We start from the raw sequence: 11,412 nt of genomic DNA on the forward strand, positions 1-11,412 counted from the left end.
GCCGTTCTACATATTTTATGGATATTTACCTTGGCCTAGTTGCCAGCGTATAATCTAAAGCAATCAAAAGTACATGTCCAAGCGAAGAACTTTTCTTAAATCCGCCACGGTGCTCGGAGCGGCCACATTATTTCCTAATACCGGATGGGGAAACGAGCTTACACCATCCACCCTTTCAAGAATAAAACCCAAAAAGTTGAAAAAGGGAGATACCATCGGTTTGGTGGCGCCAGGTTACGCCATAAAACCAGAGGTATTGGAAAAGGCACTGGCAACTTTAAAGGAAATGGGGTTCAAGACCTATCATACCGAACGCTTGATCGGGAATTATGGCTATTTCAGCAATACTGACAAGGAGCGGGCCAAAGATGTAAACGAAATGTTTGCCAACCCCCATATCGATGGTATCCTATGTGCCCGTGGTGGATATGGCTGTACTCGGATTTTAGATCAATTGGATTATAAGAGTATCAAGAAGAATCCAAAAGTTTTGATCGGTTTTAGTGATATCACCGCTTTGATCCAAGCCGTATATAAAGAAACAGGACTTGTGTGTTTCCATGGTCCCGTAGGCAGTACAATAGATGATGCCTACAGCCAGAAATACTTTAAAAAAGTGTTGATGAAGGGCAAAGATTCACAAAAGATTAAAAACGCAAAGCTGACTGACCCTGAGTTTTTGGAGAATCCCGAATATGATAGATACACCATCACCCCAGGCTCCTGTGAAGGAGAATTGGCAGGTGGTAGTTTAACCTTGGTCAACGCTTTGATCGGTACGCCACATGAAATCGATTTTACGGACAAGCTTGTTTTTTTGGAAGATGTGGAAGAAGCACCCTACCGCATTGACCGAATGCTCACCCAATTGATTGAAGGTCCAACTTTCAAAAATGCGAGGGGTGTGGTATTCGGTGTATGTAAAGGATGTAATCGCGGAAAAAAAGAGGATAATTTCACTCTGAAAGAAGTCATCATAGACCGGATAGCTTCTTTGGGCATGCCCGCAGCCTATGGTATGAGCTTTGGGCATGTTCCCAATAATTTTACACTTCCAGTGGGAGTCCAAGCAGCTTTCAATGCCGATGAAATGAGTTTGGAACTCTTAGAAGCGGCTGTATCCTGATGAACTTTTTATTTATCAAACTCTTTCAGGGTCTTGATGATAATATCCACACAATCCAATAACTGTTCGTGATTCATCACCAAAGGTGGGGCAAAACGGATAATGTTTCCATGCGTAGGTTTGGCCAGGAGACCATTTTCCTTCAGTGCCATACAAATATCCCAAGCCGTGGAGCTATCCTCGGTATCGTTGATCACAATGGCATTCAACAATCCCTTTCCCCTAACCTGGATCACCAAATCGCAAGATGGGATGAACTTGTTCAATTCTTCTCGGAACACTTCTCCCAACTCCATGGCATTTTCCGCCAATTGTTCCTCCTTGATTACTTCGAGTGCCGCAATGGCCACTGCCGCCGCCACTGGGTTTCCACCAAACGTGCTGCCATGACTACCCGGTGTTATCACGTCCATGATTTCATTATTGGCCAAAACTGCTGAAACAGGGTAAACTCCTCCTGAAAGGGCCTTCCCCAAGATCAAAATATCTGGTTTTACGTTTTCATGGTCCACCGCAAGCATTTTACCCGTTCTGGCGATTCCCGTTTGTACTTCATCAGCAATAAATAGCACGTTGTATTTTTCGCATAGGGCCTTGGCCGCAGACAAATATCCCTCAGATGGGACATACACTCCAGCTTCACCTTGGATGGGTTCCACCAAGAAACCGGCCACATTGGGATTGTTCTGTAAAGCCTTTTCAAGAGCCCTCAAATTATCATATGCTATTTTGATGAACCCTTCCGTAAAAGGTCCATAGTCAGTTCTTGCTACTGGATCATTGGAGAACGAAATGATGGTCGTGGTCCTCCCATGAAAATTATTTTCACAAACAATCACCTGTGCCTGATTTTCAGGAATTCCCTTTTTCTGGTAGGCCCATCGTCTACAAATCTTCAAAGCGGTTTCCACAGCTTCTGCCCCCGTATTCATGGGCAATAATTTGTCGAATCCAAAGGTAGACGTAGCATACTGTTCGTACTGCCCCAACATATCATTGTAAAAAGCCCGCGAAGTCAAGGTCAAGGTTTGGGCCTGCTCCACCATGGCACCCACAATCTTTGGGTGGCAATGCCCTTGGTTCACTGCGGAATAAGCGGAGAGAAAATCATAATATCTCTTGCCTTCCACATCCCACACATAAACACCTTCGCCTTTGCTCAAAACCACAGGCAATGGGTGATAGTTATGGGCTCCGTACTTGTTTTCCAAATCAATCGCTTGCTGCGATGTTAAATGCTCTAAAACAGCCATTTCAATAATTTTTAAAATTCATAAAATAACCATTCCTACAATACCTTTATTCTTTCGAGGACTCGAAAAAGCAGCGTGGGAGAGAAATCATCCCTAGAAGTGCCCGCAAATTACAAATTATTGTTCAAAAGCATGGCTTTGTGGTGCTTGATTCTAGAACGTGATACGCGTAAAGTTTAGGTTCAATTTAAGAAGCTGGGGGCCACCAAATACCAAAAAGAAATTACTTTTGCGCCATGCGTAGAAAGAACAAGCGACAGACTTTTGAAAATGTAACGGTTGTTGATGCCGGGGCCAAGGGAAAATCAGTAGGTAAAGCACCAGATGGTAGGGTCATTTTTCTGTCCAATGCCGTCCCGGGTGATATAGTGGATGTTATGACCACCAAAAAAAGAAGTGCCTATTTTGAAGGCGTCGCGACCCATTTCCATGTCCTTTCGGATAAAAGGACCCAGCCCGAATGTCAACATTTTGGCGTTTGTGGAGGTTGTAAATGGCAAAACATGGCCTACGAGCACCAACTTCATTTCAAACAAAACGAGGTCGTGAACAATTTAAAACGCATCGGTCATCTGGAGCTTCCGGAAATCAATCCCATATTGGGTTCCAAGAAGCAATATTTTTATCGGAACAAAATGGAATTTTCTTTTTCCAATAGTCGGTGGTTGACCGAATCGGAAATCAACTCTGAGAAGGATATTGATGACCGCAAGGCATTGGGATTCCATATCCCGGGAATGTGGGACAAGATTTTGGACATTAAAAAATGTCACTTACAACAAGACCCTTCCAATGCCATCCGATTGGAAACCAAACGCTTTGCCTCCGAAAATGGATTGTCCTTCTTTGACCCACGAAAACAAGAGGGGCTTTTGCGCACCATGATGATACGCACCGCTTCCACAGGGGAAATCATGTTGCTCATTCAATTTTTTGAAGATAAAAAGGAACAACGGGAGCTGCTATTGAACCATTTAGCCCAAACCTTTCCAGAAATCACATCCTTACTGTACGTCATCAATTCCAAACAAAATGACACCATTTACGATCAGGAAGTAATTTGCTTTTTGGGACGGGACCATATTTTTGAACAAATGGAGGGACTGCAGTTCAAGATCAACGCCAAGTCGTTCTACCAAACCAATTCGGAGCAGGCCTTTGAACTCTACAAAGTGACCCGTGACTTTGCAGGTCTAACTGGCGATGAACTGGTTTATGACCTATATACCGGAACCGGAACCATTGCGCAGTTCGTGTCAAAAAAAGCCAAAAAAGTGATTGGGGTAGAATCCGTGCCTGAAGCCATTGAAGATGCCAAGGCGAATGCCCAACACAATAACATTAGCAACGTTGAATTCTTTGTTGGGGATATGAAAAGTGTCTTCAACGAGCAATTTATTGCACAACATGGGCAACCCGATGTGATCATTACCGACCCCCCAAGGGATGGCATGCACAAAAATGTGGTGGAGCAATTATTGCAAGTGGCCCCACCGAAAATCGTTTACGTGAGTTGTAACAGCGCAACCCAGGCCAGGGATTTGGCTCTTATGAAAGAATTTTATGAAGTCACCAAGGTGCAGCCCGTGGATATGTTTCCACAGACCCATCACGTTGAAAATGTTGTACTTTTGGAAAAACGGGCTACACTTTAATTAATAAGGACAAGAAACCGGAATGAAGAAAATTATCCCCATCCTACTTATTCTCTCATTGGTCATTTATGTTTCATCCTGTGAAAAGGATGATATCTGCGTAGACGGGGATACCCCGTTGCTGGTAATCGGTTTTTATGATATTGACGATACTACGGCCAGCAAGGATGTACCATCATTACGGATCAAAGAGATAATCTTGGACAGTACCATCAATACCATTACCGACCGTTCTAGCAGTTTGGATTCCATAGGGATTCCACTTCGTTCGGATGCCACGGCCACTTCCTTTGCGTTCATCACCAATTCTGCTGATGATGCGGATACCGGCGAGGAAACGGGAAACATTGATACCCTCACATTTTCATATACCACAAGGGAAGCTTTTTTATCAAGGGCCTGCGGTTTCGTGATGAATTTTGACAACCTGAGCGTAACCTTGCCCGCAAGTGCCAATAACTGGATCCAGGACATTAAAGTGGTCCAAGAATCCATAGAAAACTCCAACAATGTCCATGTCAAGATATATTATTAGCCTCACCTTAGCCTTAATGCCCTTGATGCTATTGGGGCAAAGCGAACCCATCGACCTTCAAAAAAAGGATACCGTGGAGTACAAGGAGCAGTATGGTCTTCGAGTGGGTGCGGATATCAGCAAATTGGTCCTTTCTTTTGTTGATGAGGATTATACTGGCCTTGAGCTGGTCGGGGACTACCGTCTTACCCACAAGTTGTATTTGGCCGCCGAAATAGGCAATGAAACCAAAACACAATCCGAAAACTTGGCACAGACCCTTTTGTACAATTTTGAAACATCGGGAAGTTACATAAAGGCGGGAGTAGATATGAACACCTATGAAAATTGGTTTGGGATGAACAATTCCATCATTCTTGGGGGACGGTATGCAGTGGCGAGCTTTAGCCAAACCTTGAACGATTACACTATTTACGATAGCAATCAATACTACAACCAAGAATTTTTGGCCGGTGCCGAACCAGGTCGCGAGTTCACTGGACTGACGGCTTCCTGGCTGGAGTTTATTGTTGGTATTAAAGCAGAGCTTTTTGCAAATATCTACGTGGGTATGAGTGCACGACTGGGCTTTTTGGTCACCAATAAAGAGGACGACAACTTTCCCAATCTTTGGATCCCTGGATTCAACAAGGTTACCGATGGCAGCAATTTTGGGGTGAACTACAATTATTCCATCAGCTACTTGATTCCCTTCTACAAAAAATCCAAAAAGAAGAAAGAACCCAATCAACAGTAAGCATGGAAAACAGCCACATTAACTACATCGAATTTAGGGCAACTAATCTTGCCAAGATCAAGGAGTTCTATGGTCAAGCCTTTGGATGGACCTTTACCTATTATGGGCCTGATTATATTGCTTTTTCCGATAGCGGACTGGATGGTGGTTTTGAGCATACAGAGAAGGAAATCTCCAATGGGGTACTCGTTGTCCTATACCATGAAAACTTGGAGGCGATTCAAGAAAAAGTATTGAAATCGGGAGGGACCATTGTCAAGGAAATCTTTTCGTTTCCAGGCGGAAGAAGGTTCCATTTTACGGACCCTTCGGGCAACGAACTTGCCATTTGGTCGGATAAATAAAAAAGAGCCTGATCGATCAGGCTCTTTTTCTTTGTAGTTAGATTGAGTTAGTTAGTTTTTGCTTTTAAAAACTTACCAAAGCTAATGAAATAATTCACTTGACCAAATTTTTTAACCCATTGTTACATTCTTAACTTGGATTGTTATGATGTTTGGCTTTACGGCTTCCCTCGTAGATTTCGTACTGTACAAATTTGGCTTCCAGTTTACCATTGAAAGCCTTGATTTTTTGGGATGGTTTCAACCCTACAAATTTAAGGGCCTCAAGGTTGGAAGTAATCATCCATGCGTTTGTTCCCGGATAACTCTGCTTTAAGGTATCCCCTATTTTGGCGTAAAACTCCTCCACCTCAATGGGTAAACGCTCCCCGTATGGCGGATTGAACACCATTTGGAGTTTTCCTTCCACAGGCTTTTCCGTATAAAAGAAATCCTTGCGTTCCACGGTGATATAATCGGATAAATTGGCATTTTCCACATTTTCTTGAGATTTTCTCACTGCTGAAGGTGCCTTGTCATACCCCAAGATTTTATGATGGAATTCTCTGGTCTTTTTTAAACTGGCCTCTACAATTTTTTGGTGTAATTCCGAATCATAATCCTTCCAATGCATAAAGGCATAGGATTCCCTGTTGATGTTGGCCGGAACATTGCACGCTATCATGGCCGCTTCGATCAAAAAAGTACCGCTACCGCACATAGGATCCAAAAAATCGGTCTGGCCATCCCAACTACTCTTCAGAAGCAATCCAGCGGCCAAGACTTCATTGATCGGGGCAATATTGGTCAAAATACGGTATCCCCGTTGATGCAGGGAATTCCCAGAACTGTCCAAGGAAACGGTACAGATATTCTTAAAAATATGGATATTGATCCGGACATCCGGATCTTGTGTGCTGACATTGGGACGTTGCCTCACCACCGCTCGGAACTTGTCCACAATGGCATCTTTGGCCTTTAAGGACACGAACATGGAATTGTTGAACACATCCGACGTTACCGTGGAATCAATGGCAAAGGTCTTTTCCGCATCGAACAGAGCCGGCCAATCCAAACTGTAGATATGGTTATAAAGGTCTTTTTCATTAAAAACCTTGAATGTTTTGAGTGGCTTGTACACTTTTAACGCCGTGCGCAAACACAAATTGGCCTTGTACATAAATCCCGTATCTCCTTCAAAAGTTACGTTCCTTACCCCCTCTTCAACATGTCCGGCACCTAGATCCCTAAGTTCCTTTGCCAAAATAGGTTCGAAACCATAAAGGGTCTTCGCCATCATTTTAAAATTTCCTGCCATACCGTCAATACATCTTTCGGCAAAAATAGGCTATTTTTACTCCTTCAAGTCTGCCTATGGATTTTCCTTCAATTCTCGTTTACCTGATTCCCATTTTGGCCGTTTGGACCGGGTTTGCCTTTGTATGGTTCATTAAGCCAGAAAATACAGGCAACATTAAACTTTTATTGGCCTTTAGTGGTGCCTTTTTGTTGTCCCTGACCTTTTTTGAGCTATTGCCGGAAGTTTATGAAGGCAACGACCCAAAGACCATTGCCCTATTCATTCTGGGTGGGATTTTATTGCAGATTTTTTTGGAATTCTTTTCCAAGGGAGCGGAGCACGGACACATGCACATCCATTTAAAGGAGAATAAATTTCCGACCTTGTTGTTCCTAAGCCTTTCCATACATGCATTGGTGGAGGGTGTTCCCATTCACGGAAACAATTCCATTTTGTACGGAATCGTCATCCACAAAATTCCTATTGCCATCATCCTGAGTATCTTTTTTGTCAACTCCAAGATGAAATTGGGTTCCATATTGTTGTTCGTAGCCGCTTTTTCCTTGATGACACCTTTGGGAAGTTATCTGTCCACTTCACCTTTGATTGCCAATTATGGCCAATTTTTGACTGCCTTGGCCATTGGGGTGTTTTTCCACATTTCTACCATTATTCTATTTGAAAGTTCCCAGGGACATGCCTTCAACCTGAGAAAGCTACTGGTCATCATTTTAGGTGTGGGGATTGCCTATTTGGTATAGATCCTGGTGATATGGTTCTCAAAAAGGGCCTTTTGCTCCATAACAAGGTGCAAGCTTTCCAATTGTTGTAGGTCTTCCCTCTTTCTGGTATTGGTTATGATGAAAGCATCTGGATGCTCTTTCAAATAAGCATGGATTTCTTCCAAAGAATCCAGCACAGGAAAGGTTCTTTGAAAATTGATAGGAAATGCACTATCGAATCTTTTAAAGGCAACCATATCAGCATTTGAAGGCAATTGTTCCAAAGCTTTGGAAACCGGACTGTGCTGGGTCAATGAAGGATAAATAAACCCAAAAAGGAACAATCCCATCATAATCCATCCTCCCGCAATCAACCTGAAAGTAGTTTTAAACCTTCCCGATAGATAAAAGTAGGAAGATGCCAAACTAGTGATACTGGCCAAAATCAAAAATAAGCTGACATATCTCAAGTTGAACAATGATTTTTCCATGGACAGGCCAATCCATCCTCCAATGGGCAATAAAATACCTATCAACATCAAAAACAATAGACTTAACCCGAGCGCCAGTGTTCTTTTGCCCTCCAGATAGGTCTGGTAAAGATAAAAGGCGATCAAGATGGCTACGAACGGATAGCTGGGCATCGGGTAATTGGGAAGCTTGGTGCTGGAAATACTAAAAAAAACTATGGTAATGGCCGAGACCAAAAAAGAGAACAGTACAAAATCGTTTGTTTTTCTCACCTTCCATGCCCTTACAAACCCTTGAACAAGGAACACTGAGAAGGGCAGCATTCCCAACAGTACATACAATGGTGTTATGAGGAAAAGACCTCCATGTCCTTCCTTTTCCGAACCAAATCTGGATAGGTTATGGTCCAAGAAAAAGCCTTTGGTCCACGCCCCTTCAGTGTTAAGATGCACGAGATAATACCAAGGACCAGCAATCAAGATGATGAGCAACAGGCCAAGGAATGGTTTTAATTTCAGAACGTTCCTAAGATTGAATTCCTTTTGCATCCACAGAAAAATAGGTATGACCAGCCCTGGTAGTACGATCGCAATGGGACCCTTGGTCAATATACCCAAGGCCATTCCTCCATAAAATGGAAGCAACCAACTTATTCTTTGTGTTTTGTAGAAACCATAAAAGGAAAAAAGGGATAGGGTAACAAAAAAGATGAGATAGGGATCGGGTACCGCCAAATGAAATTCCTGTACAAAGAATAAGGACGACATTAAAACCGCTACCGTAATCTTGGCTACCAGTGGGTGGAACCATCTTTTCACACTCCAATAGGTCATAAGCAGGGTAAGCGCACCAAAGCATCCTGAAAAAAACCGTGCACCAAACGCGTTTACTCCAAAGATTTTATAGCCCAGCACCATGAAAAAGTAATGTAAGGGCGGTTTATCGGTTCGCAATTGTCCATTGAAGAAAGGGACTATATAATTGTCAGAAACCAACATTTCCCGAGCTGCCTCTGAGTTTCGGGCTTCATCCAATATATAAATCGGATAAAGACCAATGAACGAAGTACACATCAACAGTCCGAAAAGAAAAACGAGAAGGGAATCATATTTTTTCAATAGCTCAAAGTATCAAATGACTACAAATTAGCCATTAAACAACTGTCTTAGTGCATTTTGGGTTGTCTGTTGCACTTGTTGTACATCAATATGAATTTGTTTGGAGTGCCATTTCTTGGGAAATCCTTTAACAATCAGGTAGGCAAAAATCGAAGATAGCGTGCCAAAAAGAATCCCGAAATAGACATCCACAAAAAAATGTTGGACCAAATAAATGCGGGATATACCCACTACCAAACCAAGGGACATCAAAACCCAGCTGGCAGAGCGGTTACGAGACAACAAGGCAAAAAAGGAGACCAAAAAGAAAATGGTAGCCGTATGGCCCGAGGGAAAGGAATTTACATATCTGATTTTGACTCCTTCCACCAAATGGATCAAGTTGCCCAAACCTGATCTGTAAAAATAGAGATATGGTCTTAACTCGCCTGAATAGAACCCTTTCTTGAACAAGAGTACCAATAGGATTTGAAATACAAATGCCAGAAGAAAAATGGCCAGCCATTTTAATTTAAACCGTAATACCAGAATCACAACAAACGCCACGGTAACGGCATTACCCAATGAACTGGATTTGATAAAAACGGAATCCAAAAAAGGGGTTCGCTGTCCGTTAACAAAAAGTAGGATGGCCCCTTTATCGAAGAACAAAAGCGGAAACAGTATGGCCAACAACAAAAAGAACGGAAACAATCTTTGTACTACGATGCGCATGCCTTGAGGTTTGTTTCAAAGTTACTTTTGACATGTTCTTTGGAAGTTAATCTTAAATTATTTCAATTTTATCATATTCTTCCCACAATGTAAATGGAACTTTAAATAATTCTAATCCTTTCTTCCAATCAACGGACCACATGTCGAAAATTCTTTCACTTCCCATAAAACATTTTGCTGATTTAACAATTCATACTAGATTTAGTCCCGTCCTTAATTCGACCAATGAAAAAATTTCAACTTACCTCATTTTTATTCAGTTTAGTACTTTTATTGCTTTCTTGCTCCTCGGATTCTGAAGATCCAGCACCAGAGCCGGAGCCAGATGTAATCGCGCCAACAGTTACCGTCCAAATTGCAGGATCAACTAATGATTCTACTGGTGAGCCATCTGTTTTCAGCAATCAAATTACCATTAATATCAGTGCACAAGATGCTGGTGGGGTAGCTAAAGTGGAAGCATTTATAAACAATCAAAAAGTAGGTGAGGATAATAGTGCACCGTTTCAACTTACGATTGACCTTTCCAATTATTCTTCTAAGATTCCAAGTACTGGAAAGTTTCAAGACTATATTTTGAAAATTGTGGCTACGGACACCTCTGGAAACGAAGGGGTTTCTGAACAAATAATTCATATAGACAACGAATTGCCTGCAATTTCTGAAGTTTCATTGTCTGACAGACAAGTTATTGGAGGTGACACTAATACATTCACTTTTACTGCGAGCGATAATGAAGGTTTATCAATAGTAAAAATCTACATAAACAATGAGTTGGCCTCAGAAATATCCAACGATTTATATGAGTTTAATATCAACACCCTGGATTTATCGGATGGTGAAAATATTTTAAAGATTGAGGCTACGGACTTAGCCGAAAATACAACTTCTCACGAAGTAACCTTTATTGCTGACAATACTGGACCTTTAATTGTTCCAAACACCGTTGAGGAGGGGCAGATTCTGGATGAGGAATTCCTTATGTCCATCACACTTTCTGATACGTACTCAAATGTAACCATGTTTGATGTTACCTTAGGGGGACAAAATTTATTAACCTCTGGTGTTGATTTTCCCTCCGGAACTGATGGCCAAGTTGATTTTGATATGAATCCGGAAAATTATTCCACAGGTGAGCAGATTTTAAAAATCATAGCTTTTGATTCATTGGGAAATACATCTGTAGTGGAGATTCCTGTTCAAATTTTACGCCTTTTAGTAACTATTACAATACCAGAAGGTTTCTTAAGCCCAAATATACCTTCTAATCACTTTGCGTTTGTTTCAGAAATGAATGGGGAACCCATAGATGTGGAAGAAATCTTTTTTGAGACTAGAGAAGTAAAACTTCATGCCCAAGGGGAGTTTGATACCACCCAAAGTTTTGTGCTTACCTATGCCTCGGTTGTAGGACCAAATAGAAATACAAGCTATTTATATAGTATTATGAATCTTACTA

At 41.8% G+C, this 11,412-nt stretch carries 11 protein-coding genes (1 of these 11 only partly in view); 7 read left to right on the plus strand and 4 right to left on the minus strand.

The features are described 5' to 3' along the window. Window positions 1-73: 73 nt before the first annotated feature. Window positions 74-1,126, plus strand: a complete 1,053-nt coding sequence (locus D2V05_RS13960) for a S66 peptidase family protein (protein WP_119648247.1) — start codon at window positions 74-76, stop codon at window positions 1,124-1,126. An 8-nt stretch (window positions 1,127-1,134) separates the two neighbouring features. Here the strand turns inward: D2V05_RS13960 and rocD are convergent, their stop codons facing one another. Next, the gene (gene rocD / locus D2V05_RS13965; protein WP_119648248.1) at window positions 1,135-2,379 is read right to left on the minus strand and encodes an ornithine--oxo-acid transaminase; all 1,245 of its coding nucleotides are present in this window, start codon (window positions 2,377-2,379) and stop codon (window positions 1,135-1,137) included. Between the two features lie 236 nt (window positions 2,380-2,615). Between rocD and rlmD the strand changes: the two genes are divergently transcribed. The 4 genes from rlmD to D2V05_RS13985 are packed head-to-tail and all read left to right on the plus strand — an operon-like array spanning window position 2,616 to window position 5,649. Next, the gene (gene rlmD / locus D2V05_RS13970) at window positions 2,616-4,034 is read left to right on the plus strand and encodes a 23S rRNA (uracil(1939)-C(5))-methyltransferase RlmD (protein ID WP_119648249.1); all 1,419 of its coding nucleotides are present in this window, start codon (window positions 2,616-2,618) and stop codon (window positions 4,032-4,034) included. Between the two features lie 22 nt (window positions 4,035-4,056). Further along, window positions 4,057-4,569, plus strand: a complete 513-nt coding sequence (locus D2V05_RS13975) for a DUF6452 family protein (RefSeq protein ID WP_119648250.1) — start codon at window positions 4,057-4,059, stop codon at window positions 4,567-4,569. Next, window positions 4,550-5,305, plus strand: a complete 756-nt coding sequence (locus D2V05_RS13980) for a DUF6048 family protein (RefSeq protein ID WP_119648260.1) — start codon at window positions 4,550-4,552, stop codon at window positions 5,303-5,305. The genes D2V05_RS13975 and D2V05_RS13980 overlap by 20 nt, the downstream gene beginning before the upstream one ends. A gap of 2 nt (window positions 5,306-5,307) precedes the next feature. Next, entirely contained in the window at window positions 5,308-5,649 is a 342-nt protein-coding gene (locus D2V05_RS13985; RefSeq protein ID WP_119648251.1) for a VOC family protein, read from the plus strand. Window positions 5,650-5,779: 130 nt separating this feature from the next. Here D2V05_RS13985 and D2V05_RS13990 read toward each other — a convergent pair whose 3' ends face one another. Then, the gene (locus D2V05_RS13990) at window positions 5,780-6,946 is read right to left on the minus strand and encodes a THUMP domain-containing class I SAM-dependent RNA methyltransferase (RefSeq protein ID WP_119648252.1); all 1,167 of its coding nucleotides are present in this window, start codon (window positions 6,944-6,946) and stop codon (window positions 5,780-5,782) included. Window positions 6,947-7,002: 56 nt separating this feature from the next. On the opposite strand from D2V05_RS13990, the gene D2V05_RS13995 reads away from it, so the two are divergent. Continuing rightward, on the plus strand, window positions 7,003-7,689 hold the full coding sequence (locus D2V05_RS13995) for a ZIP family metal transporter (protein WP_119648253.1): 687 nt from the start codon (window positions 7,003-7,005) through the stop codon (window positions 7,687-7,689). Here the strand turns inward: D2V05_RS13995 and D2V05_RS14000 are convergent. Further along, the gene (locus tag D2V05_RS14000) at window positions 7,677-9,239 is read right to left on the minus strand and encodes an ArnT family glycosyltransferase (protein WP_119648254.1); all 1,563 of its coding nucleotides are present in this window, start codon (window positions 9,237-9,239) and stop codon (window positions 7,677-7,679) included. The two genes, D2V05_RS13995 and D2V05_RS14000, sit on opposite strands and share 13 nt — an antisense overlap. Window positions 9,240-9,266: 27 nt before the next feature. Beyond that, entirely contained in the window at window positions 9,267-9,953 is a 687-nt protein-coding gene (locus D2V05_RS14005) for a phosphatase PAP2 family protein (RefSeq protein WP_119648255.1), read from the minus strand. Between the two features lie 225 nt (window positions 9,954-10,178). Here D2V05_RS14005 and D2V05_RS14010 point away from each other — a divergent pair, with 225 nt between their 5' ends. Beyond that, window positions 10,179-11,412 carry the 5' portion of an Ig-like domain-containing protein gene (locus D2V05_RS14010; protein WP_119648256.1) on the plus strand. 980 nt of this gene lie beyond the right edge of the window, so 1,234 of the gene's 2,214 nt are visible here — the first part of the coding sequence; the start codon lies at window positions 10,179-10,181; its stop codon lies off the right edge, out of view.

Origin of the sequence: Flagellimonas pelagia (genome assembly GCF_003584135.1) — a bacterium.
Taxonomy (GTDB): Bacteria; Bacteroidota; Bacteroidia; order Flavobacteriales; family Flavobacteriaceae; genus Flagellimonas; species Flagellimonas pelagia.

Excerpts from the sequence above, each read along its gene's own strand:
- D2V05_RS13960 (WP_119648247.1), top strand. The coding sequence starts at position 74 with ATGTCCAAGCGAAGAACTTTTCTTAAATCCGCCACGGTGCTCGGAGCG.
- rocD (WP_119648248.1), bottom strand. The coding sequence starts at position 2,379 with ATGGCTGTTTTAGAGCATTTAACATCGCAGCAAGCGATTGATTTGGAA.
- rlmD (WP_119648249.1), top strand. The coding sequence starts at position 2,616 with ATGCGTAGAAAGAACAAGCGACAGACTTTTGAAAATGTAACGGTTGTT.
- D2V05_RS13975 (WP_119648250.1), top strand. The coding sequence starts at position 4,057 with ATGAAGAAAATTATCCCCATCCTACTTATTCTCTCATTGGTCATTTAT.
- D2V05_RS13980 (WP_119648260.1), top strand. The coding sequence starts at position 4,550 with ATGTCAAGATATATTATTAGCCTCACCTTAGCCTTAATGCCCTTGATG.
- D2V05_RS13985 (WP_119648251.1), top strand. The coding sequence starts at position 5,308 with ATGGAAAACAGCCACATTAACTACATCGAATTTAGGGCAACTAATCTT.
- D2V05_RS13990 (WP_119648252.1), bottom strand. The coding sequence starts at position 6,946 with ATGGCAGGAAATTTTAAAATGATGGCGAAGACCCTTTATGGTTTCGAA.
- D2V05_RS13995 (WP_119648253.1), top strand. The coding sequence starts at position 7,003 with ATGGATTTTCCTTCAATTCTCGTTTACCTGATTCCCATTTTGGCCGTT.
- D2V05_RS14005 (WP_119648255.1), bottom strand. The coding sequence starts at position 9,953 with ATGCGCATCGTAGTACAAAGATTGTTTCCGTTCTTTTTGTTGTTGGCC.